Below are 22,918 nucleotides of genomic sequence, written 5' to 3'. Positions count from 1 at the left end.
TCGTGTCGTAACCGTTATGGAAGATCGGCGGCGACCCCGGGGGTCGCGGCTTTCCGTTCACCCCTGTGCGTAACATGTCAGGCCGCCAGCGCGACCGGCATGCTTTCGGATCTGATCAAGGGGGAGCGGTATGACGGAACGCAAACGCATGGGAAAGAAGGGCGCGCTCGTGCTCGGCGCCGGGATCATCACGCTGTCGGGCAGCATCTATCATGCCGCGCAGGCGCAGGGCGCGCCCAACGATCCCTATGCCGTCAACAACGGCAACTATCCGACCCGCGCCGAATATACCGGCCCCTTCACGGTCGCCAACCACGACTATCCGACCGCCGATAGCGCGACGCGCGAGGGCTTCGTCGCCGACCAGGCGATCAGCTTGACCTACGCGCCGATCTATCTCGGCCTCCTCAAGGCATATCTCGCGCCGACCATCGGCGAACTGGTCAATGCCCAGTCGCACTGGGACCCGGCCGAAAACGGCTGGTACGACATGGTGTGGATCGGCCAGGGCGACCGCCTCGCCGACGGCTCGATCGATCCCAGCTCCGGGCGCGAGCCGATCATGAACACCTACACGGGGCAGATCGAGCCGGCGGCCGTCTACGCCACCAACCGGTTCGACCCCGGCCATGTCGGGCCGGTGCCGTCGGGACCGGTTCAGAACCATGCTTCCATCTATTACAACGAGACGGCCGCCGTCATGCTCGGCGAGGTGTGGGCCAACCCCTATGCGCCCAATATCGACGCCATCGACTTTCCCGACGGCTCGGTGGCGCTGAAGATCGAGGCGGTCACCACCCCGCCCGAGGAATGGGCGGTGACCACCAATGCCTCGGTCTGGCAGGTCTATCGCCCGCCGATCCCCGCGGGCTACGACCCCACCAACCCGCCCGCCAGCGGCGCGGCACAGGTAATCAACGCCTATCCCATCCAGATCAGCATCGCGGTCAAGGACAAGGGCGCCTCGCCCACTACGGGCTGGGTGTTCGCGGCCCTCGTCTATGACGCCAATGCCGCGGGCGACACGCCGTGGGACCGCTTCGTCCCGCTCGGCGCCATGTGGGGCAACGATCCCCAGCTGGCCACGACGCCGGGCGGCAACAACGGCGACCCCGCCAACCTCACCGAAACCTGGTTCAACACCAACGCCCCGCTCTACGTCCACGGGACGCGCGGCTGGGGCGGTCGGCTGGCCGGTCCCAATGATGTCGCCGGGCGGCAGAATGTCCTCTTCATGGGCGGCAACAACACGGCGATCGACCCGATGGATGTCGGCGCCTCCTCGTGCATGAGTTGCCACCTTGCCGCCGAATATCCCTGGACCGAGAACATCTATCCCGCGCCCAACCGGTCCTTCCCGCCCGACGGTGCGCCCTTCGTGCTCTATGACCAGGGGTCGCCGGAGTGGAACCGCTGGTTCCAGAATTATCCGGGCAAATACGGGGTGTCCTACAAGAACTTCCCGCGCGGTCTGGACTATGACTATGCGATCATGTTTGCGCTCGGCGCGCAGGCCGCGGCGGTCGGCAACGAGGCCTATTCCTTCGACGACTTCGACGCGCACTGAGGTAGATGATGGCCAGCAGCATGCCCTCTCTCCCCGGGTCCGGCGCCGACTTCGAGCGGCGCCGGATCAGCGTGCTGTTCGCCGACCTCGTCGGCTCGACCGACCTCATGGAAGCGCTCGGCGCGGACGACTATGCCGCCACGCTGCGAGGCTTCCATTCGCTCTGCACCACCGCCGTGCGCTCGCGCGGCGGCACGGTGGCGCAATATCAGGGCGACGGGGTGATGTGCTTCTTCGGCTATCCCACCGCCGAGGAGGATGATGCCAGCCGCGCGGTGTCCGCCGCGCTCGAGATCCTCGCCTCGCTCGATGCGTCCAACGAGGGCGGCGACCACCCGCTCGCCACACGCATCGGCATCGCCAGCGGCACCGCCATCATCGCGCGCGGCAGCGACCAGTTCGGCGGCGAGACCGTCGGCGCCTGCGTCAACCTCGCCTCGCGCCTGCAGGACCTCGCCGAGACCGGGAGTGTCGTGATCTGCGAGGACACGCTCGACCTCGTCGGCGGCAGCTTCAAGACGCGGGCCCTCGGCGCGCGCAAGGTGAAGGGCTTTGCCGAGCCCAAGCCGGTCTACGAGGTCAACCGTGCGGCCAGTGCCGACGTCACCCGCTTCCATGCCCGCCGCGACCGCTTCGACGGGCCGTTGATCGGGCGGCAGCAAACGCTCGAGACCCTGCTCGAAGGCATTCGCGACGCGCGTGCCGGCCATGGCAGCTCGATCAGCCTGTGCGGCCCGCCCGGCATCGGCAAGTCGCGCATCTTCCAGGCGTTGGGCGACCATGAGGATGTGGCGGGCGTGCCCAGCTTCGTCCTGCAATGCGCCCCCGAATATAGTTCGGTCGCGCTGCATCCCGTCACCGCCTATCTCGACTGGGTCACCGGCGTGCGCCCGAGCGACAGCGACGAGGTGCGCCGCCGCAAGCTCACCCGCCTGTTCCAGGCGGTGTGGAATGCCGACGAGAAGGAGACCACCGCGCTCCTCGACCTTGTTGCCCCCACCGCGCCCGAAGGGCCGCCCGAGGGCGACGACAGCGCCACGCTGAAGCGCCAGCGCAGCTTCGATATCCTCATCGACCGCATGTTCGGCTCGGTCGGCAGCGACAAGGCCTTTACCCTCGTCTTCGAGGACGTGCACTGGATCGACCCGACGACGCTGGAATTCATGGCCCGCGTCGCGGCCCGCGTCGACGAATTCCCCATCCTCCTCGTCGCCACCACCCGCCCCGAAGGTGAGCCGGCGATCGAGCAGTGCGGCTTCAAGCAGGAACTCCGGCTCGAGCCCCTGAGTGCCGAGCATGCCGGGGAACTGGCCCGCGCCGTTGCCGCCGCCCACGGGCTCAGCCCCGAGCGCATCGACGAGGTCGTCGAGATGGCCGAGGGTGTGCCCCTCTTCCTCGAGGAATATGCCAAGCTCACTTCCAAGCATCGCGACAGCGGCCTCCAGCATCGCGTCCCGCTGAGCCTGTCGGGTATCGTGCTGTCCAAGCTCGACCGGCTCGACGAGGAACAGCGCAATTTCGCCAAGGCGGGCTCGGTCCTAGGCCGCACCTTCCTCGCCATGACCGCGGCGATGATGTGCAACGTCGCCCCTGCCCATGCCGAACAGGTGCAGGACGAATTGTCGCACCAGCAGATCCTCGAGATCGACGCCGCCGACCAATGCTCCTTCAGCCATGCGCTCATCCGCGACGGCATCTACGACACGCTCGATGCCGACCGCCGCCGCGCGTTGCACCTGCGCGCGGCCCACCTCCTCAGCGAACAGGGCGGGCGCGAAATTCCCGCCTCGGTCGTCGCGGGCCATTATGCCAGCGGCGGCGACGCGCGCGCCGCGGCCGACTGGTACCTGCGCGCTGCCCGGCAGAACGCCAGCCTCGGTGCGGTCCCCGAGGCGGCGACCAATCTCGACAATGCGCTCGAACAGGTCGAGCGTCTCCCCGAGGGCGAGGAGCGCGACCGGCTCGAACTGTCGATCCGCGCCGTCCAGGGGCCGGTGCTCATGGTCATGCGCGGCCCGGGCAATCCCGCCTTCGGCGAGGCGCAGGAACGCGCCCGCGCCCTGCTCGAGAAGCTCGGCATCGACGACATGCGCGAGCAAGTCATCTTTCACACCGCGCTGCACAATTGGGCGCGCGGCGACTTCGACGAGGCGCTCGAACGCGTCGACCTTCTCGACGAGATGGCCGAGCAACGCGCCGAGGCCGACCAGGGGCTCGATTTCGCGCGCCTCACCATGCGCGGCCTCATCGGCTGGCACGCCGGGCGCACGCGCGAGACCGAAACCCTGCTGGACGAGACTGCGCGGCGCTACGACCCCGCGGTCCACAAGCCGCTCTACGCCCGATATCTCATGGAATTCGGCATTTTCGGGCGCTTCTACCTCTCGCTCGCCAAGAGCGTGCTGGGCAAGGAAGCCGAGGCCAAGGCGCTCGCCGAAGATGCCGCCACCTTCGCGCGCGAATTGAAATTCCCCCATGCCACGGGCTTCTCCCAGCTGGCCAGGTTCGTCGGCTCGATGCTGCGCGACGACGTGGAGGCCTGCGCAGAGCAGGCGGCGGTCGCGCACGACTTCTCCACCGCGCAAGGGTTCCCCGAATTCGTCGCCATGGCGACCTTCGCCAAGGGCTGGAGCTACAGCCGGCAAGGCGACAGCGACAGGGGCATCGAGATGATGCAGGGGGGGCTCGCGCACTGGGACAAGACCGGCTTCAAGACATGGCAGCCGATTTTCTCGGCGATCCTTGCCCGCGCGCTGGTCGACACCGACCGGCTCGACGAGGCCGAGGCGGTGATCGCCGAGGCGGACAGCGCCATCCTTCTATCGGGCGAGGAGCAGGCACGCGCGCCGCTTCTCCTTGCCCGCGCCATGCTCGCCGCCAAACGCGGCGACGAGGCATTGTCGCTCAATATCGCCCGCCGCGCCGTTGGCGCCTGTCGGCATGAGGGGGCCTGCCTCTGGGCAGACCGGGTGAAGCAGGAGTTTCCGGAGCTGCAAAAAGGGGTGAGCTGACATGATGACGACCTTGGCAGTGGCGAGCGCGCTGCTCGCCACCCCTGCGACTACACAGGACGCAGCCGCCGATGACGGTCGGTCGCCCAGCCGCCCGCTGAGCGCCGAGGAACTGGATGCCGCGCTGGGCGGCCCCATCATCATCACCGCGCGCCGCCGCGAGGAACTGCTGCAGGACACGCCCATTGCCGTCTCCGCCTTTACTGCCGAGGCACTCGCCGCGCGCGGGGTCGACACCTCCGATGCGCTCGCCAACATCACCCCCAACCTTACCTTCCGCAACAATCCGGCCTTTGGCGGGCTCACCAACAATGCCGCCATTTTCATTCGCGGAATCGGCCAGTCGGACTTCGTCCCGACCATCGACCCCGGCGTCGGCGTTTATGTCGACGGCGTCTATCTCGCCCGCTCGGTCGGCTCGGTGCTCGACCTCGTCGACATCGAGCGCGTCGAGGTGCTGCGCGGCCCGCAGGGGACCTTGTTCGGCCGCAACACCATCGGCGGGGCGATCTCGATCACCACCAGCGCACCCAATCCCTCGCGCGAGGAAGGCCATGCCAGCTTCGCTTATGGCACCGACGATCTCGTCGAGGCCAAGGCGAGCTACAACATCCCGCTGGGCGAGGATGTCGCGATGCGCCTCGCGGGCGGCTATTTCGGGCAGGACGGCTATGTCTACCGCCCCTTCGACGACCGCTGGCTGGGCAATTCGAACCGCTTCGTCGGCCGCGCCGCGCTGCGCGCTTACCCCAGCGACACGGTCACGCTCGACCTCGCCCTCGACTATACGCACCTGCGCGAGAATGGCGCGCCCTACAGCCTCGTCGGCATCAACTATGGCACGACCCTTGCCGCCCCGCCCTTCGTCGACATCCACAATGTCCTTGCCAACCTGATGGCGGGCGGCGGGCCGATGCCCTGCGCAACGGCCGCCATGCCCTATAATCCCGACGTCGATGGCTGCCTCGATGATCGCTATGTCGCGGGGCGATTTACCAACCTCGGCACCGGCCCGACCTTTTCGGACAGCGACATCTTCGGCTTCTCGCTGATCGGCGAATGGGACGTGGCCGATGATCTCACGCTGAAGTCCATCAGCGCCTATCGCACCATCGACAGCGCCTTCGCGCGCGATGGCGACGTCTCGCCCTTCACCGTCAACCATTTCGCCGACGAGCTCAGCCAGTATCAGTACAGCCAGGAGCTGCAGCTGCTCGGTCGCTCCTTCGACCGGCGGCTCGACTGGATCATCGGCGGCTATTTCTTCCGTGAGACGGGCACCAACCCCAACATCCTCGACTTCGTCGTCTCGCGCTTCCGCTCGGGGGGCGCCTTCGAGGGCAGCAGCATCGCCGGCTTCGCGCAGGGCACCTTCGATGTCACCGACAGCCTCAGCCTTACCGCGGGCATCCGCTACACCGAGGAGACCAAGAGCTTCACGCCCGACCAGGTCATCCTCGAGAACAAGCTGCCCTTCCTGCCGCCCTTCGACGCGCCCATCTTCGCGCCCGGCACGCGCATCCTGCCCAATGTCGAGGCGACCCGCCGCTACGACGCCTTCACCCCCCACCTCAACATCGCTTTCCGCCCGAGCGAGCCGCTCCTGCTCTATGCAAGCTGGTCGGAGGGCTTCAAGTCGGGCGGCTTCACCCAGCGCGTCTTCCCGCCGATCATCCCGGGCATCACCACGCCGATCCTCGACCCCGCCGAGGCCATCCCCTCGATCGCGCCCGAGACGGTCAGCACCTACGAGGTAGGCGCCAAGTACAATAGTCCGGGCGGCCTCCTCCGCCTCAATGTCGCGGCCTTCTCGAGCGACTACAAGGACCTCCAGATCCAGGTCTTCACCAGCGTCGCCCCCGTCTTCCAGAATGCCGCCAGCGCCAGCATCAAGGGCTTCGAGGCCGAGATGCAGCTCGATCCCGGTGGCGGCTTCTTCGCCGAGGCCAGCCTCGGTTATACCGACGCGGGCTATGAGGAGATCGACGAGGCGGTCACCTTCGTCGATCCCGACAACGACCTCGCGCTCATCTCGCGCTGGACCGTGGCGGCGGGCGCGCAGCACCGCTTCGACCTGTCACCGGACCAGTCGCTGACCCCGCGCGTCGATCTATCCTATCGCAGCGGCTATTACACCGACGCCTTCAACACCGAGGCGATCGCGCAGGACGATTACGCCCTGCTCGACGCCAATGTCGCGTGGCGCGACGACAAGCGCGGGCTCGCGCTGATCGGCTCGGTTCACAATGTCTTCGATACCCACTATCTCGTCTCGGGTGTCCTGTCCGATGCCTTTCAGGTGTTCGAGGGCGCCTACGCCCGCGGCCGCGAGGCCAAGCTGTCACTGGAAGTGGATTTCTAGACCTTTGTGGACCGCCCTCGTCACGCTCCTGCTCCTCGCTTCCACCATCGGGATCCATTATGAGGCGCTGCGCTTCACCTCGGCGCGTCTGACGCACCTGCGCCTGCAGCCGCGCCTGCGGATCACCGTGATGCTCAGCGTCGCGCTCATCAGCCACCTCGTGCAGACCTTCATCTATGCCGTCGCCTTCATGCTGCTCGAGGAGATCGGCGGCTTCGGCTCGATCGACGGAGGCGTCGACCAGCACACGTTCGGCGACTTCTTCTATTTCTCGATCACCAGCTACACGACGCTCGGCATCGGCGACCTCTACCCGATGGGCTCGATGCGGATCATCAGCGGGGTCGAAGCGCTGAACGGCCTCGTCATGGTCGGCTGGACCGCCTCGATGACCTATCTTTACATGGAAAAATTCTGGCACCTGCGGACGGGCGCGCCGCGCAAGCGCCGCTGAGCCCGACCTGTCCCCGATAAGGGGCGGCACGTCGCTCCGCGCGGCATGGTTTCGCCCGTTCCATGCTACAACGCCTTCGCCCGGGGGACGGACACGGGAGAATGCCCATGTGGAAGAGCCTCAAATTCCTCACGCCGATGACGGCGCTCGCGATCGCCGCCTGCGCATCGGAAAGCGACACCGCCGACGACCTCGCACCGGCCAATGACGTCGAGACCTCGCTCGTCGGCGAACCCGATGGTTCGGACAGCGGCGCCACCACCTCCGGTGGCGGCGAGACGACGGACGGGAGCGACGGCAGCAGCAATGGTGGCGGTGAAGGCACCAGCAACGGCGGTGCCGGTAGCGGCTATGGCGGTGGCGACGGTACCAGCAGCGGCGGCGCGGGCGGCGGCTATGGCGGCGGCGATGGAAGCACCAGTAGCGGCGGTGCCGGCGGCGGCTATGGCGGCGGCGATAATAGCGGCTCCAGCGGCGGCGCGGGCGGCGGTTACGGCGGCGGCGACGGCGGCAGCGGTGGTTCGGGCGGCGGGACTGGCGGCGGCGATGTGCCGGTGAAGCAGCCTCGCTAGGGGATTACCACCTCGCTTACGGCGTCTTTGGTATGCCCCGCCGTTGTCGACCGGGTCTTCGCATTTGCTGAGGACGGCCCTCAAAACTTGACGGCGGTCTTCACCTTGAACGCCTCGATCCGGTCGAAGTCGCCAATCTCGAGGTCGTGATTTACGCGCGCTTTCACACGGCCCGACAGATTGAAGATCAGCCCGCCGCCATAGGTCGGCAGCGAACGGTCGCGCTGTGACACGGTGCTGATGAGGAAGCCCGTGACGAGACTGTTGGCGAGGCCCGCCTGCATCTCGAAATCGCCGAAGCGTTGGCGTTATTGTGAGCAGTCACGGGGGTGTGCTCAAGAGGACCGACAACCACACGCGCAGATGCGAGGTGATGGCGGACGCAAGGCATTCTGTAAGCTGCCGCGCGAGCTCAATTAGGAGGAGCCACTGTCTCCCTCCTCGGTTCTTTTTCTCCCCACATTTCGGTTACGTTCGACGAGGGAGATAATCCCGAAAACGAGCGCGGCAGCGAGCGTATCGGCGATCCAATCGGCGAGTTCAGAATCGCGCCCGAGCACGGGAATTGCCTGGACGAGTTCGATGAGCGCGCCGAAGGCACTAAGCAGCGTGAGCAGCTTCCAGAGACTGACTGAAGGAAAAGCGAGACGAGCAAGAACCGAAAGGAGCGCAAAGGCAATGACGTGCAGGAGCTTGTCATTGGTATTACCGGTCAGTGTTGTGGGGTCAGGCAGGCTTGCGATCAGCAACGCCGCAATCAGTGCACACCAAAAGAGGGTGGCGAGAAATCGATGCATGCGGTTCAGTCCTTGCGCGCCAATGCGACGTCATTAGGTGAGTGAGGACTAGCGCTCTGCAAGGATTTGGGGTCGCCACGGAGTCCTGCCCCAGCTTTTTCCAAAGGCCGCTTCACGCGCTCGTTGGTCCCTCTTTGGCTGAGTGTAACACCTGCGGCCTTTTCGCCCTGCTTGATAATAGACCATTCAACACCGGCACACTCAGCCAGTCGCTGAGAGGGCCATCCTAGTAAGCCTTTTCCTGCTCTAGCCTGGGCACCAAAAATCACATCAGTTCCTGTCTGTTTGTGGGCACTAACCTGATAAAGATATGGCCACCGATTTATGCGCCAGAGCGACGCTAGCTCAACCCGAATAGGACAATAGTTGGTGATCGCGAGGGTTCAGCCTGCGTGGCTGTAGCAACGATCTCGAACAAATACCTTACCTTTCCGAAAAGCCCTTACCTCCTGCTCCAGAAGGCTCTATCCGGCCCACACTTCGAAGCCCGACGAGACAACCAAGAAACCCTCATCATGAGCATAAACAAGCCGATCAACCACGCTGGCAGGACAATGAGTGCCCAATGGGTTGACTGGCAGAGCTCTAGCTACCTTTTTCTTCTCGTCTCGATCATTGGACTCGGTGGCAGTTCGCACAATGACGCGGGCAGCTTCCCGGTGTTGCTCGCACTGGCGGCAATCGCGTGCGCGGTTTTCATCCTTTCCGTAGATCGCGAGGCGCTGCGGGCCGTTCGTGTGCCGCTCAGCGCGCTTGCCTGCATTGGCAGTATCGCGATTGTCCAGCTGATCCCCCTCCCCCCGGAATGGTGGCAGTCGCTGCCCGAACGCGCGCCTATCGCGGCGCTCGACCGGCTGATGGCCCTCGAAGTCTGGCGCCCGGTCACGCTTTCACCGATGGCAACATTAAATAGCCTTTTCAGTACGGTTATCCCGCTAGCCGCGCTGCTTGGTTTCGCGACAATCGGCCGACCTACTCTTGCGCTGTTCTCGCTCGTCGCCCTTGGAGTTGGTGCATCAATTCTCGGGATCGTCCAGCAACGCCTGCCAAGCGACAGCTGGCTCTTTTTCTACGAGGTTTCGAACCGCGGCAGTGCGGTCGGTTTTTTCGCCAACCGAAATCACCACGCCGTTTTTCTCGCCTGCTGCCTGTTGATCAGCCTCTTTCTCACTTTTCGGGTATCCCGATCTGACCAAAAACGCTCACGGCCATTTCTGCTCTCGGGCGCCGCAATCTTGAGTTTCGCGATCCTAGCGAGTGGATCACGAGCCGGCCTTGTCAGCCTCTTTCTTGCCTGCCTGATATGGGCGCTGCATTTCGTTTACGCGAACAAGCCAAATGCGGGAGCAACTTCAGCCCATCTCCGCAGGCTTACGATGGCTGCCCTTGTCACAGGGATCGGTACCGCGATCTTCGCCCTGTTCGTGTTGACCGGCCGTAGCCCCGCCTGGATGCGCCTTCTCGACACCGATCCTTCGCGCGAGTTGCGACATGAAATCACGCCCATCCTTGTAGACATAGCCGCCGACTTCCAACCGTTCGGCACCGGGCTCGGCGCCTTCGAATATGCGTATCGGATGCGCGAACCCACGGCACTTCTCATGCCGTCATATGTCAACGAAGCGCATAACGACTGGCTGCAATTCATCATCGAGGGCGGAGCTGTCGCGCTGGCCCTCCTTCTCTTCGGGAGCGCACTTGCCTTGCAGCGTCTCGTTAAGCTTACCCGGGGAGGCCACTCGAATGCCACCGAGAACGCGGAGGCATGGCTCGGGTTCGGGCTCATGCTCATCCTGGCCACCGCGAGTCTGGTCGATTATCCGCTTCGCACGCCCGCGATGATGACTGTGGCAATTTTAGCGCTTGCCTTGTTTGCCCAGCCTCTCGTAAAGCGCCACCGGCTTTAAGGTCATTACTTCTTCAGCTTAAACAAGAGGTTGCCGCGCAAAGCCGAGAAGTATTTCTCGGTTTTCCGACAAATCCTATCATGCATGTACCGCGTCTTCTCCTGCTTGGTCTCGTTAGCTTTGCGCTTTCCGGCTGCGCCTCCTCTCCCCCGCCTGTAGGGACGGCCGCCGACATTCAGCTCGCCAATCTCAACGAACTGCCGACGCCCGCCGTGAATGATGCCGCACTCGTCCGCCCGGGCGACAAGGTCCGCATCTCGGTCCTTGGCTTTGATGACCTCAGCCGCGAATTGTGGGTCGGACCAACTGGTGAATTCCAATTCCCGCTCGTTGGGCGGGTGCAGGCAAATGGCCGAGACCCCTTTGAAATCGCCCAATTTCTCGAGGCCCAGTTGGTGGGCGATTATGTCGTCGACCCTGTCGTCACGGTCGATATCATCGAGCATAGCGACCGCCTCTTCACCGTCGGTGGCCAGGTCGAATCCCCTGGTCGTTATGACCTCGTGGGCAGAATGACCCTGCTTGACGCCGTTGCGATCGGCGGAGGCACGACAGAAACGGCGAACCTCAAGGACGTCGTGATCCTGCGAACGGTCAACGGGCAGCGCTATGTCGGTGCGTACAATCTCGGCGCGATCCAACGGGGCAATTATGACGATCCACAGATCTATGTGGGCGACATCATTCAAGTCGGGGATTCACCTGCGCTCCGTCGAATCAAGCGGATCGCAACGATTTCGCCGCTGATCACGACCCCGCTCATCCTCGCCGAACGACTGCTGCGGTAGATTGACATGAACATCAGTTCTCACAACGACATACATCGCCCTGGCCTGCGCGGTGATGGCCACGCTGAGCGCCCGGGAGACTTCGACGTCCCTGCAATCGAGCGGCTCTGGCAGATCGCGTGGAATAACCGGTGGCTCATCAGTGCCATTGTCGTCGCCTCGCTGGTCGCCGGCATCCTGATCACGCTCTTGATGACGCCGAAATATGAAGCAACCGCGCGGATCGAGATCAGCAGGGCCGAAAAGAACGTCACGACCGTCGAGGGGGTCGAGACGCAGGACCGCGTGCTCGATGCGCAATATTATGAAACGCAGTACGAGTTGTTGCGTGCGCGCTCTCTGGCCGAGCAAGTGATGCGCGAGGCGGACCTCGCCGCCGATGCGCAATTTCTCGAAGCGTTCGAGGTGGAAGAGCCTGCAGCAACGCGCGACAAAGCAATCATCAAAATCCTCCTAGACAACATCCACATTGACCCGGTTGGGGTCTCGAACCTCGTGGACATCCGGTTTACGAGTCCCAATGCGGCGCTGTCGGCACGGATCGCGAACCTCTGGGCTGAGGAGTATATCGCCAGCAATCTCGACCGCCGGTTTGGCGCAACGAACGAGGCGCGGGACTTTCTCGAAGACCGGCTGGAGCAGCTCCGCAAGCGGCTCGAGAGTGCTGAACGCGAACTCATCAACTATGCTGCGACAACAAACCTCTTCACCGTCGAAACACCCGTCGAGGGCAACAGCAATGCGACGGCCTCGCAGACGCTGGTCGCGACCGACTTGCAGGCACTCAACGCGGAGTTGGCCAAGGCAACGGCCGAACGGATTGTTGCGCAGAGTGCGTTGCAGGCATCTGGATCCGCATTGTCCGCGGAAGACGAAGCCAATATTCGTCCGCTACGCCAGCGCCGCGCGGAACTTTCAAGCGAACGTGCTCGCCTCCGCACCACCGCGGGCGACGCCTATCCCACCGTCAGGGCGCTGACCGACCAGATTGCAGAGCTGGATCAGGAGATCGCGACCGCCGAAGCGCGTTCAGCGCAGGGCGCAGAAGCGCGATACGCGCAGGCCGCTGAAACCGAGCGAATGCTCCGCGCCCGGGTTAACGATCTTCGCGAAGAGTTTGTCGGTCAGCGCTTCAGCAGCGTTCAGTACAATATCCTCCAGCGCGAGGTGGATACCAATCGCTCGCTCTATAACGCGCTTCTTCAGCGTTATCGCGAGATCGGCGTCGCCGGTGTCGGCGAGAATAATATCGCGATCGTCGATCCGGCCAACACCCCCTCGTCGCCGAGTGAACCAAGCATGCTACGCAATCTCGTGCTTGCAATGCTAATCGGCGGCGCGGCGTCGGGCAGTGTCATCCTTCTGCGGGAGAAGCTCAACCAGAGCCTCCGCGACCCCTCGGCTGTGCCTGAGCTGTTCGGCATCCCGCTCCTGGGCTCGATCCCGCGGGCCGAAAAGCAGGCGGCTGACATCGGCTTCGAAAGTTATTTCTTCCGCTTGTATGAGCCTTATTTCAGCCTTTTCACGAATCTTGGCTTCCTGACCCATGAGGGCTTTCCCAAGTGCCTCATGTTCTGCAGCACGCAGCCCGGCGAAGGTAAGAGCTTCTCGAGCGTCGCTATGGCCAACATCCTGACGCAGCAGGGGAAGAAGGTCCTGGTTGTCGATAGCGACATGCGCAATTCGGGCCTTGCCAAGTATCTTGACCTGAAGCCAGGTAAGGGCCTCAGCAATCTCCTGCGAGGTGAGGAATGTCTTGCCGATTGCATCCAGTCCGCCGATCCCTTCGCCTTTGACGCCATGCCCGCGGGCCGCGAGCCGCCCAACCCTGCAGGCCTCCTTACTGGCGACCGTTTCGGAACGCTCCTCAAGACCTTGAGGGCGAGCTACGACCATATCATCGTCGATGCGCCGCCTGTTCTTGGTCTTGCCGACGCCCCGCTCATCGCCTCTGTGGTCGACGGCGTGGTGATGGTTGTTGAAGCCAATCGCGGCAAGGTACGGATGACCGCGCAGTCGCTTGATCGTCTCGAGAGGGGCGGCGGCGAGGTCTTTGGTGCAGTCGTGACCAAGCTCGACGCGCGCAATGAGGCTTATGGATATGGATATGGTTATGGCTATGGCTATGGCTATGGCTATGGCGTTGAACACGCCTCGCCCAAGCATGACGACGTTCATGCGCTAGCCTGATCGCGATGCGCTACTTCTGCGCCTTGCTCGCCATCGCCCTCGCGGCTCCCATGGCGCTCGTGGCCACGAGTAATATTCAAGGGGCTGCACCGGATTGGGTGGAGAGCCTCAACGGATTCCGAATTGGAGAAAAAGTCCTTGAACGTGCGGCACCGACGTTGCTTGAGCCTATCGGTGACCCAGATTTAGCTCCTGCTCTGATTGAGGATGCGCGGACAGCCTACGCTAGAGAACCTTTTGCAACCGACGCCCTCTTTGTCATCGCCGAAAGCGGGAAGTTTGACGGCCATGCAATCCAAATCCAATCGCAAAATCTCGAAAAGCGAAATATCCGCATCGCGCTAGCGCTGCTCGAAAAACATACACAGCGGTTTGATCTCGAAGCGATGGGGCCGCTTCTCGATCAGATAAGCCGATTGCGACCAGAAGCGAGCGAGCAATACGCCAAGGCGCTTCTTCTTGGACTTAATGACCCGTCAACGTTCGAATGGCTCGCGGGCGAACTCGCAAATGAACCGGGCTGGGCCATGTCGTTCTGGCGGAGCCCTCCAAAGAACGGGCCTGCGCTAGACAATTTTCTGATGCTGCGCCTACGACAGACGAAGGTCGATGACCAAAATAGTGACCTCCGCCTTGTGCAAAAGCTAGTTAGTGCAGGACGCTACGATGATGCCTTTGATCTCCATGAACTGATCAAGGAGCAGTCTCGCGGCGACGAGACATCTCTCGCCTACACCTACCCTCCTTTAGATTGGCAATTGATGAAGGGTCGTGATGCTAACGCAAGGATGACCGTGCCGGATCATTGGACGCTCTATATCAACGATGGCACCGCAGGCTTGCTAGCCGAACGGCTTGTCCCGCTAAGATCCGGCCAACTCCGTGTAGAAGGCGAGCTCAGATCGATTAGCGGGCAGGGGGAGTTAAGGATGGAGCTGCAATGTGCCGGGCCCGATGGCGGAGAACGAGCATCACAACCCTTTGCGGAAAAGGCCATTTGGGTGATCGATAACCCAAAGTGTGGGTACGCTTGGCTGAGGCTTCAAGGAGCGGCATGGGATAGCTCGGTTCCCTTCAAAGCGACTCTCAGGGGAGTGAAAATAACGCATTGATCATTTGTTGTTGGTTCAAAAATATACAACGGGTTGCCAAGGCCAATAGTGGCACTTATCCGAACCTCGTCATGTAAAAAGGGTATCAAGTGAAAAAGACGTTTTTCCTCGTGGCAGCTGCCTCGGTTTTCACGACCACTGCCTCCCCGAGCCTCGCAATCAGCAGCCAAACGGCAGACGCGTCACGGCGCGCTGTTCAGGTCCAGGACCAGTTCCGCCTACTCCACGGGGTCGGCGGCGGGGTCACAATCTGCGAATATAGTGTGTTCGCCGTCGGCCAGCCGACGGCTGTCACCGTGATCAACTACAAGCCTAACGACCCGTTCTACCTTGAGTGCGAGAAGCGCGCGTCGGCCGGGAAATCACCCATCCGCACCGTGTCGCTCGAAAATCTCCCGCCCTGCTCGGGCAAGCCCCGCGGCGGTGGCACCGTCATGGGTGTTAACCCGCTGCCTGGTTCGCGCGAGGTTTGTCCGCAGGCCTTTGGTGCTGGTGCCGGCAAGATCTCGCCGCTCGTTGGTGTCGCGGTAGCGGGCGCTACGGGCGCGGCAATTGCAGTTGCCAGCTCGGGTGGCGACAGCGATCCTTCGCCTGTCAGTCCGTAGGCCTCGTTAGAAACTACAACAGAATGGGCGATCCTCGAAAGAGGGTCGCCTTTTTTGCAGTCTCATGAGGCCGCGCCGTTCGCGCGCAGAGCGCGCTTCACACCCTAGATAGTTTTCCCTACGCCATAATTATGGGTCGCCTACGCTTTCTCTCTCCTGCCCTGCTTGTTCTAGCCGTGCTGGCGGGCGGTGGAAGCATGTACGGGGCTCTAGGAACGGCAATCCTCGCGATCGCTGCCTGCTTCATCCTGCCGCTGCTGATCGCGCTCCATTTCACCCGTACCCGGCGCTTTGGCGACGGTCTGGTCTTTGTGCTCGTCCTGTTCCTGGGTTTTGCCGGTCTAGGGATTCTCCAGCTCTTGCCTTTGGGGGGCCTAGCCGAACGCCCGCTGGTCGATACAATACGCGAATGGGCGGGTCTGGAACCGCAAAGGACCTTGAGCCTCGACCCCGGAGCTACACTACGCTTCATCTACGCGTCGCTCTTCCCTCTCTGTGCAGCGCTAGCATTGCTTGGCGCCGACGAAACCGAACGCCGAATAACGCTCTGCGCCCTCGTCTCGCTAGCGGTCGCCAGTAGCTTAATCGCCCTCCTACAACTCGCCGTCGGTGCAGCGTTCAATTGGCCGGTGTTCCTCGGTCTGGAAAGTCGAAGCGCCGGTGGGTTCTTTGCCAATGTCAATCACCAGGGGCTTTTCCAGGCACTGTCGCTCGTCGCCGCGGCCATCGTTCTGCCGAAAGCGACGGCCCGCAACCAGTCGAGAATCAAACTCCTTGTGGCCGCGCTGATCGTCAGCGCGCTGCTCGCAGCCTTTGTCGGTGGCTCGCAGGCAGGCGTCCTGTTCGTCGGGATCGCAGCATTGGTGTTGGTACGCAAAGTCTTCGCCGCGCGTCTAGGTATACTTACAGCTGGGACCGGCTCTGCCTTGATGCTCGGCTTCGCGCTTGGCGCGCTGGTCCCGGGGACCAGCAATTGGTTCGAAAGCGATAGTGTTGTTAGCGCTACGACCCGATTACAATTTTGGAAAAACAGTGCGCCGCTCATGGTCGACGTTGCCCCATGGGGCAGCGGGCTTGGCACCTATGCGTCTATGTATCGCACTGTCGAGCCGCTTTCTCAGCTCTTTCCCGCTTACGTCAATCACGCCCACAACGAACCGATCGAGTTCATGGTAGAGGCCGGAGTTCCGGGCCTCCTTTTCATCGTGGTCGCGACGGGCGCATACATTCGGACTTACAAGCGAACGTCGGGGCAGTCAGGACAAGTACGATTACTTTCACTGATCGGTCTTGCTCTCATTGGCGCCCACAGCCTCATTGATTATGCGCTGCGCACCGAAGCGATCGCGGTCATCGCGTTGACCTTCCTGCTCATTCCGTTCAATCCGCGTTTGATGACGCTAGCCGTTCTTCCTCGAAGGCGAGGCTGGGGGATGGCCGCAGGCGTTACTGTCGGCGGCTTTATCGCGACATATTTCGTCGCGCCGCCCTTGATTGCCCAGCTTCATCTCGAGGCGGATCGACCGATTAGCGCATTGCGCTTTGACCCTGACAATGCACAGGCGCTGACGTTGCAGGCGCTGAGTGATGCGAGCCGCGATCCCACGGCTGCAGTCCGCGACGCTCGCGCTGCATTTGACCGCGCGCCCCTCAGTCCCGACGCGGCCGCCCTGCTTCTCCTGGACCCAGAACAGTACAGTACGGCAGATCGACAACTGCTAAATCAACTGGGTTGGCGAAGCAGTCCCATGCAGACATTTCTCTTTCTCGCCGCTGTGGAGGCTGGAGAAGATGAGGAAGCCGCGAAGCAACTTACGGCGCTCGCCAAACGACGAAAATTGCCCCCCGTGCTCGCCAATGTCGTGCGCCCCGTTCTCAAACGCCCGGCCTTTGTCGCGGCGCTGGACGAGCACGGGACGCTCGATGACGCTAGTCTCCTCGCCAGTGTCATCACGGCCCCGTTCGAGAATGAACTCGAGGGACAGGTGCATCTCCTCACGTTGCTTGGTGAACGGGGGCCGGTCCGTCCGGCATTTGCCAGTGCGACCTTCACAGCGCTGCTCGCAGCAGATCGTGACGAAGAAGCAGTGGCGCTATTCCGCACTTTATATCCAGGCCGTTTCGCACTGTCGGTTCACCCCTATTGGCAGGGGCTTTCGGTCGCCGAGCGCACGCCATTTGATCCGGCTCTCTCTGAAAGACAGGGCGTCCGGGTGAGCCGTGCGGACATGAAGGATGGCTTAAGAATCAGCGGCAGGCTTGCGACAAGGCGAGACGTTGCCGCGCGGCATCTACCCATCGGAAGCGGTCAACTGCAGATGAGCTACAAGGTTGATGGCCGCCGAGGGACGGCATCAGTCACGCCGCGGCTCGTCTGTGATGACAGCCGAGAGCTCGACGTCGAGACGGCCCTCTCAAACGACGGCCGAATTTCGATCTCAGTGGACGTTCCAAAGGGCTGCGCCGCCCCGATTTTCTCCTGGCGGGTGATGAACCCGGGCGGTCGTTTCGACATTCGGTTACTCGAGCCGCGGTTTGACTTTTACCCCCTATAATTTAAGCCTTTTTTAGGGTTAATGATTCAGAAGGGCTTGAAAAGAACCGGCCAAAGCTTTTTGGCAGGCGGATGGATCTTCGGGGAGGGGTTTGAATGTTTGTTCGCTTGGTCATGAGCCTGGTGGCGATAAGCGGCCTCGCGGCCTGCAGTTCGACGCCCGGGCTTGATCGGAACTCGCAGGTTGTTGCCGTAGCAGAAACGTTGCCTGCGCCGGATGCCAACGAGGTCACGGCAGGGTTGAGCGAATATCGCCTCGGTCCAAGCGACGAAATCGAGATCGCTGTCTTCAACGCCCCAGAGCTCGAGCGCAAAGGCCAGATCGACGCGGCAGGCAACATCCTTCTGCCCTTGATTGGTTCGGTCGCTGCGGGCGGCATGACCCCTATCGAACTGGCTGACCAAATCGCTGACCAGCTGCGAGGCCGTTATATTCGCGACCCCCAAGTCTCCGTGAACGTCCTCAAGGCTCGCGCGCACACCGTGACGGTCGATGGCGCGGTCGAAAAGCCCGGCATCTATCCGATCTCGGGACCGATGACGCTACAGCGCGCGATCGCGACGGCGGAGGGGCTGAGCAAGGTCGCTGATACCGACAAGGTCATCATCTTTCGCCGTGTGGATGGACAGAAAATGGCGGCTATGTTCGACCTCAACGAGATCCGTTCTGGCCGCGTCGACGATCCTCAAATCTTTGGCAATGACATCGTCGTCGTTGGCGAAAGTGGCGTTCGTCGTTTCCTGAGCGAAGCCAATGGTGTCCCCCTCCTCTCGCGCTTCATCCCGATCCTCTGAGCCAGATAAGCCAGATCATGAACAATCTCCCGACGACGATCGAACCCGGCCCCGGTGGCCCGCCGACCGCCAAGTTCCATCTTGATCCAATGCAGGAACAGCATCCTGCGGGGTCACCGCTCCTCGATCTTTTCCTGTTGGCATGGGGGCACCGATACCTGATCCTCGCCCTAATGAGCGCTAGCCTTGTTCTCGGGCTTCTCATCACGGCCTCGGCTCAACGCTATTACACCAGCAGCACGACGGTCCAGATCGAGCGGGCGCCTGCGCAGGCATTGGAAGTCGAAGGACTTGAAGTCGACCGGACGACCGATTGGGAATTTTTCGAGACCCAGTACGAGTTGTTGAAGAGCCGCCGCCTCGCGGAAATGGTTGTCGATGATCTGGGTCTCGAAGAAGACTATCAATTTATCGGCGGACCAGAGGCCGGTGAAGAACTCCTACAAGAACTTTCGGTCGACGAACGGCGCAAGGCTGCCGTGGGCCGGGTGATGGGTGGGATCAATGTGAAGCCCGTCAGCAACTCCAATATCGTTACCGTCGATTTCACGGCGCGCGATCCGCAACGCGCTGCGCGCGTCGCCAATGCCGTCGCGCAGCAATATATGGAGATGGATCTCGAGCAGCGCTTCGAAGCCACTCGCATGGCTCGCGACTTCTTGGCTGGACGGCTCGAGGAAGTCCGCGGCCGCCTCGAAGACAGCGAGCGGCAGGCGGCAGATTATGCCCGCAGGACAGGACTGATCGGCGAGCAGGGCGTGTCGAGCGATGCCAGCACGACGACCATCGACGGCGCAACCCTCGCCCGCCTCAATGCGGAACTGACGCAGGCAACGGCCGAGCGCGTTCGCGCTGAATCGCAGTTTCGCTCTAACAACGGCGGCAAGGCGGCTTCAGAGGCCCTAAGCAATGATACGATTTCACGGCTACGCTATGAACGCGCTGAAAAACGTGGCGAATTGAGCAAGCTCCAGAGCGATTTCGGCCCCGAATACCCAAAGGTCGTCGCGCTTAAAGAACAGATTGGCGAGCTTGATCGCCAGATCTCAGCCGAGCAGACACGCGTGGACAACTCCATCGGCGCTGGCCTTGAGGGTGAGTATCTCCAGGCGCTCGCAGCAGAAAGGGCGCTTAGGGCACAAGTTGAACAGGCAAAGGTCGCAGTTCTTGATGAACAGCAGAGCGGGATCGGGCTGAAGATCATTCAGCGTGACATCGATACCAATCGGCAGCTGTATGAGGGCCTGCTTCAACGCTACAAGGAAATCGGCGTGGCGGGTACAACAACCGCCAATCGGATCAGCGTCGTCGACGAAGCCGTGGTGCCTGCCGCGCCTTCCAGCCCGAACGCGCTGCGAAACATTGCCCTCTCACTGTTGCTTGGTGCAGCCGCATCATTTGCTGCCATTCTCGGCTATGAACAACTAAGGCGCGCGCGCCTCACGCCTGACGACCTAGCAAGCAAGCTCGGTGTGCCCCTTCTGGGCCAGACGCCCAAGCTGCTGAACAAGGAAGGCAAGAGAAAGTCCCACGTCGAACAGTTGGCACTGACAGAATCCTACTACTCGGCTCTCACGACGATCAAATATTTGTCGGAGAAAGGATTTCCGCGCTCGCTCTTCGTAACGTCCAGCCGTGAGAAAGAAGGAAAGTCTACTACTACGCTCTCCTTGGCTCGCGATCTCGCCTCTACGGGCGCAAGCGTCCTGTTAGTGGATGGTGATTTGCGCTCGCCGTCGATACACGCCTTGCTCTCCCTGCCACTTGATCGGGGGCTAAGCGATCACCTGATGGGGAAGGTCGGTTTCGCTGATATCGTCCACGAGACCGACACCGAAAACCTCTCTGCAATCTTTGCGGGGACCTGCCCTTCCCAGCCCGCCCAACTTTTGTCGGGGGGCAGTCTTCCGGCATTCATCGACGAAGCGCTGGTTCATTTTGATCACGTCATTATTGATGGACCTCCAGTGCTCGGGCTCGCGGACGCGCTTCTCTTTGCTCATCACGCAGAAGGGACACTCTTCGTGGTTGAATCCAATCGGACGCCTGCTGCCACGGCAAACGCCGCCCTGGACCGTCTGGATTCGGTCCACGCTCGAATTGTGGGGGCGCTACTGACAAAGTTTGACGAACGACGTGACACGTATGGATATGGCAAGCGGAATGGATACAGCTCTTACGATTATGGCAGCCCTCGCAAGGCCGCTTAGACCGAGAGGGCTTGCTCACGCCCCAATTCGTGTTGGCCAGCGATGTTGAGACTCGATGACGGGGGAATTGGTCCGGCTGCAAATGCCCCGCCCACACAAGAACCTCACGCGTCAGGAGCGACTTGATGCATCACCTTGAGCGATGGGAGCAACTGGGGGCAGCCATTCTGGGCAGGAAACAGCTTCCTCATGCCGGTGGCGTTGATAATTACAGGCCTGACGACTGGGTCCGCCTATCACGCAGCCTCGAGGAACATCGAGGCATTCCAATTGCTCTCTCATTGCTGAGTGACGAGCAACGGTCAGCCATGCCGCCTGCACTTCTCGAGCGCTGGAAAGACGCTCACATCACGTACACTCTCCAGCATCTACGGCAGCAACAAGTGCTGGCCGATTGCTACGCCGCATTCGATAAATTGGGGGTTGATGCCCTCGCACTGAAGGGGGCATGGCTCTCAATATGCGGCTATGCCGAACCTGGGCTGCGGCCGATGAGAGACCTCGACCTCTTGGTGCGTGGAAAAGAGAATGCCGTTCTTGTCTTCGATCACCTGAGGTCCAATGGCTATCGGACGTTGAAGCCGTTTCAGAAACATGACTGGTGGCTGGAAAATTCTCACCAGTTGCCCGCTCTGGTTGATCCGTCCGAGAGTGTGCTAGTCGAAGTTCATCATCGCGTCTTTCATGGCAACGGACCTGACATGAGCGATGAGGACCGCTTCTGGGCGTCGGCCTTCAAACACAAGGTAATTGGTCAGGAAGTCGTCTTCCCTGGATTAGAATGGACGGCCGTACATATTCTGGCCCATTCGTTCCGCGACCACAAACTCAACAACGGACCGCTTGTCGTCACCGATCTTTCGATTTTGTTCGGCCACGAAGATTTTCAACTCGAACGCTATCAAGAGCTGGTGGAGCACTATGCTCTCGAAAAAGAGGCCATGCTCGCGTTTGGTTTGCTCTCGCGAGTTGAGTCAAAGGCCAATGATGCAGAGATAAATGCCGCTTGGACGATGATGTTTTCGAGCAATAGGGAGTTGCGTGCCCTTCGCGATCGAGAGCGATTCACCCAGTACAGTTGGGGTGAGCTTCTTGGCCAGGTCGTGCCATCCCCAAGCAGACTCACGTCACAATATGGGGTCCCCAAAGGATTCTTGTCGAAAGCACGCGGTTATGCATCGCATTTCAATCGCTTGCTGAGGCAGCGCTCGACGGAAGTTGGAACGAAAGTTGAGCCTAGAACAGCAGCGGCATGCGAAATTTTTGAAAACCTTATGTCGGATTAGTGTCTCGCTAACTGCTACAGAGCGGGTTGGCCTTTCCAATCTTGCCAGAGCATCCTTCACCGCTAGAGCCGGCACCCGGCATGCGCGCCGCTTTTGCATTCAATTGAGTTAGCTTTGGAGCCTGCCACGGCTGCCTTCTGTTGATCTGGTCACTCACCCTCGTCAAACACCTCTCTGCATCAAATAGGCCGGGCTCTGAGGTCTCGGGCAATTACGCCAAGCCCGCAACTGCGACCAAGAATTCAAATCCTATGCCGCTGATATGAGGCGACCGCCTTCTTTGCAAATAACAAACGTCCTTAATGCCTTGCAAAGATAAAAGGCGCAGGGCTTTTGAGCCTAGCTGGAGCAGAGAGGGTATGCCTTCCCGACTTTTCCAGAACAGCCTTCTCCGCCAACACCCGTGCCCGGCATGCGCGCCGCCTTCGCGCTTATCTTGGAAAGTCTCGGGGCCTGCCAGGGCTGCTTTTTGCCGACTTGCTCATTCATGCTCGTCAAATGCCTCGCCCATCATTTCTGATCTTTTTCGTGTGGACTAGCCGAAAACTGGCTTTCCTCTAGGGAAGGAACGTCCCCGTTAACCGCTGAGCCAACCTCTTCGAATTTGGACAAACATCGTTAATTTGGGGTGAAGATTTTCGCCTGTCCGGCCAAGCGCGTCGTCCAAGCCACAAGTGTACAGGAACAGCTTTCAATTGCGGCCAACAG

The 22,918-nt window shown here is 61.5% G+C and carries 16 protein-coding genes; 14 read left to right on the top strand and 2 right to left on the bottom strand.

Annotated features, from left to right (window positions below; translation table 11 throughout):
• Nucleotides 1-130: 130 nt before the first annotated feature.
• The 5 genes from NUW81_RS00355 (at nucleotide 131) to NUW81_RS00335 (ending at nucleotide 7,966) form a co-directional block, all read left to right on the top strand.
• Nucleotides 131-1,567: a hypothetical protein gene (locus NUW81_RS00355; protein ID WP_245113931.1), complete on the top strand. Its 1,437-nt coding sequence runs from the start codon at nucleotides 131-133 to the stop codon at nucleotides 1,565-1,567.
• 20 nt (nucleotides 1,568-1,587) lie between these two features.
• Nucleotides 1,588-4,578: an AAA family ATPase gene (locus NUW81_RS00350; protein WP_245113930.1), complete on the top strand. Its 2,991-nt coding sequence runs from the start codon at nucleotides 1,588-1,590 to the stop codon at nucleotides 4,576-4,578.
• Between the two features lies 1 nt (nucleotide 4,579).
• Nucleotides 4,580-6,940: a TonB-dependent receptor gene (locus tag NUW81_RS00345; protein ID WP_245113929.1), complete on the top strand. Its 2,361-nt coding sequence runs from the start codon at nucleotides 4,580-4,582 to the stop codon at nucleotides 6,938-6,940.
• Between the two features lie 4 nt (nucleotides 6,941-6,944).
• Entirely contained in the window at nucleotides 6,945-7,394 is a 450-nt protein-coding gene (locus tag NUW81_RS00340) for a potassium channel family protein (protein ID WP_245113928.1), read from the top strand.
• A 101-nt stretch (nucleotides 7,395-7,495) separates the two neighbouring features.
• Nucleotides 7,496-7,966, top strand: coding sequence for a hypothetical protein (locus NUW81_RS00335; RefSeq protein ID WP_245113927.1), 471 nt, complete (start codon nucleotides 7,496-7,498; stop codon nucleotides 7,964-7,966).
• Nucleotides 7,967-8,046: 80 nt separating this feature from the next.
• Here the strand turns inward: NUW81_RS00335 and NUW81_RS00330 are convergent, their stop codons facing one another.
• Together NUW81_RS00330 and NUW81_RS00325 are read right to left on the bottom strand one after the other, a co-directional pair.
• Nucleotides 8,047-8,250, bottom strand: a complete 204-nt coding sequence (locus tag NUW81_RS00330; RefSeq protein WP_245113926.1) for a hypothetical protein — start codon at nucleotides 8,248-8,250, stop codon at nucleotides 8,047-8,049.
• Nucleotides 8,251-8,382: 132 nt separating this feature from the next.
• Complete coding sequence (locus NUW81_RS00325) at nucleotides 8,383-8,763, bottom strand: VanZ family protein (RefSeq protein ID WP_245113925.1); 381 nt, start codon at nucleotides 8,761-8,763, stop codon at nucleotides 8,383-8,385.
• 515 nt (nucleotides 8,764-9,278) lie between these two features.
• On the opposite strand from NUW81_RS00325, the gene NUW81_RS00320 reads away from it, so the two are divergent.
• The 9 genes from NUW81_RS00320 (at nucleotide 9,279) to NUW81_RS00280 (ending at nucleotide 22,210) form a co-directional block, all read left to right on the top strand.
• Complete coding sequence (locus tag NUW81_RS00320; protein ID WP_245113924.1) at nucleotides 9,279-10,670, top strand: O-antigen ligase family protein; 1,392 nt, start codon at nucleotides 9,279-9,281, stop codon at nucleotides 10,668-10,670.
• 80 nt (nucleotides 10,671-10,750) lie between these two features.
• Nucleotides 10,751-11,458 (top strand): polysaccharide biosynthesis/export family protein, encoded by a 708-nt coding sequence (locus NUW81_RS00315; RefSeq protein WP_245113923.1) that lies wholly within the window; start codon nucleotides 10,751-10,753, stop codon nucleotides 11,456-11,458.
• Between the two features lie 6 nt (nucleotides 11,459-11,464).
• Entirely contained in the window at nucleotides 11,465-13,648 is a 2,184-nt protein-coding gene (locus NUW81_RS00310) for a GumC family protein (protein WP_245113922.1), read from the top strand.
• A gap of 5 nt (nucleotides 13,649-13,653) precedes the next feature.
• The gene (locus NUW81_RS00305; RefSeq protein ID WP_245113921.1) at nucleotides 13,654-14,760 is read left to right on the top strand and encodes a hypothetical protein; all 1,107 of its coding nucleotides are present in this window, start codon (nucleotides 13,654-13,656) and stop codon (nucleotides 14,758-14,760) included.
• A gap of 89 nt (nucleotides 14,761-14,849) precedes the next feature.
• Entirely contained in the window at nucleotides 14,850-15,365 is a 516-nt protein-coding gene (locus NUW81_RS00300; RefSeq protein ID WP_245113920.1) for a hypothetical protein, read from the top strand.
• 131 nt (nucleotides 15,366-15,496) lie between these two features.
• On the top strand, nucleotides 15,497-17,920 hold the full coding sequence (locus tag NUW81_RS00295; protein WP_260508512.1) for an O-antigen ligase family protein: 2,424 nt from the start codon (nucleotides 15,497-15,499) through the stop codon (nucleotides 17,918-17,920).
• A gap of 95 nt (nucleotides 17,921-18,015) precedes the next feature.
• A complete protein-coding gene (locus NUW81_RS00290) occupies nucleotides 18,016-18,714 on the top strand; it encodes a polysaccharide biosynthesis/export family protein (protein ID WP_245113918.1) in 699 nt (232 codons plus the stop codon).
• A gap of 17 nt (nucleotides 18,715-18,731) precedes the next feature.
• The gene (locus NUW81_RS00285; RefSeq protein ID WP_245113917.1) at nucleotides 18,732-20,924 is read left to right on the top strand and encodes a GumC family protein; all 2,193 of its coding nucleotides are present in this window, start codon (nucleotides 18,732-18,734) and stop codon (nucleotides 20,922-20,924) included.
• Between the two features lie 125 nt (nucleotides 20,925-21,049).
• Nucleotides 21,050-22,210 carry a nucleotidyltransferase family protein gene (locus NUW81_RS00280; RefSeq protein ID WP_245113916.1) on the top strand — a complete coding sequence of 387 codons (1,161 nt, stop codon included), beginning with the start codon at nucleotides 21,050-21,052 and terminating at the stop codon, nucleotides 22,208-22,210.
• Nucleotides 22,211-22,918: the final 708 nt, after the last annotated feature.

Source organism: Sphingomicrobium aestuariivivum (assembly GCF_024721585.1).
In the GTDB taxonomy this organism is placed as follows: Bacteria; Pseudomonadota; Alphaproteobacteria; order Sphingomonadales; family Sphingomonadaceae; genus Sphingomicrobium; species Sphingomicrobium aestuariivivum.
The sequence above is the reverse complement of the archived record's forward strand: the minus strand, read 5'-3'. Positions and strand labels throughout refer to the sequence as shown.

Coding starts and splice junctions, on each gene's coding strand:
- NUW81_RS00355 (WP_245113931.1), top strand. CDS start 131: ATGACGGAACGCAAACGCATGGGAAAGAAGGGCGCGCTCGTGCTCGGC.
- NUW81_RS00350 (WP_245113930.1), top strand. CDS start 1,588: ATGCCCTCTCTCCCCGGGTCCGGCGCCGACTTCGAGCGGCGCCGGATC.
- NUW81_RS00345 (WP_245113929.1), top strand. CDS start 4,580: ATGATGACGACCTTGGCAGTGGCGAGCGCGCTGCTCGCCACCCCTGCG.
- NUW81_RS00335 (WP_245113927.1), top strand. CDS start 7,496: ATGCCCATGTGGAAGAGCCTCAAATTCCTCACGCCGATGACGGCGCTC.
- NUW81_RS00330 (WP_245113926.1), bottom strand. CDS start 8,250: ATGCAGGCGGGCCTCGCCAACAGTCTCGTCACGGGCTTCCTCATCAGC.
- NUW81_RS00325 (WP_245113925.1), bottom strand. CDS start 8,763: ATGCATCGATTTCTCGCCACCCTCTTTTGGTGTGCACTGATTGCGGCG.
- NUW81_RS00320 (WP_245113924.1), top strand. CDS start 9,279: ATGAGCATAAACAAGCCGATCAACCACGCTGGCAGGACAATGAGTGCC.
- NUW81_RS00315 (WP_245113923.1), top strand. CDS start 10,751: ATGCATGTACCGCGTCTTCTCCTGCTTGGTCTCGTTAGCTTTGCGCTT.
- NUW81_RS00310 (WP_245113922.1), top strand. CDS start 11,465: ATGAACATCAGTTCTCACAACGACATACATCGCCCTGGCCTGCGCGGT.
- NUW81_RS00305 (WP_245113921.1), top strand. CDS start 13,654: ATGCGCTACTTCTGCGCCTTGCTCGCCATCGCCCTCGCGGCTCCCATG.
- NUW81_RS00295 (WP_260508512.1), top strand. CDS start 15,497: ATGGGTCGCCTACGCTTTCTCTCTCCTGCCCTGCTTGTTCTAGCCGTG.
- NUW81_RS00290 (WP_245113918.1), top strand. CDS start 18,016: ATGTTTGTTCGCTTGGTCATGAGCCTGGTGGCGATAAGCGGCCTCGCG.
- NUW81_RS00285 (WP_245113917.1), top strand. CDS start 18,732: ATGAACAATCTCCCGACGACGATCGAACCCGGCCCCGGTGGCCCGCCG.
- NUW81_RS00280 (WP_245113916.1), top strand. CDS start 21,050: ATGCATCACCTTGAGCGATGGGAGCAACTGGGGGCAGCCATTCTGGGC.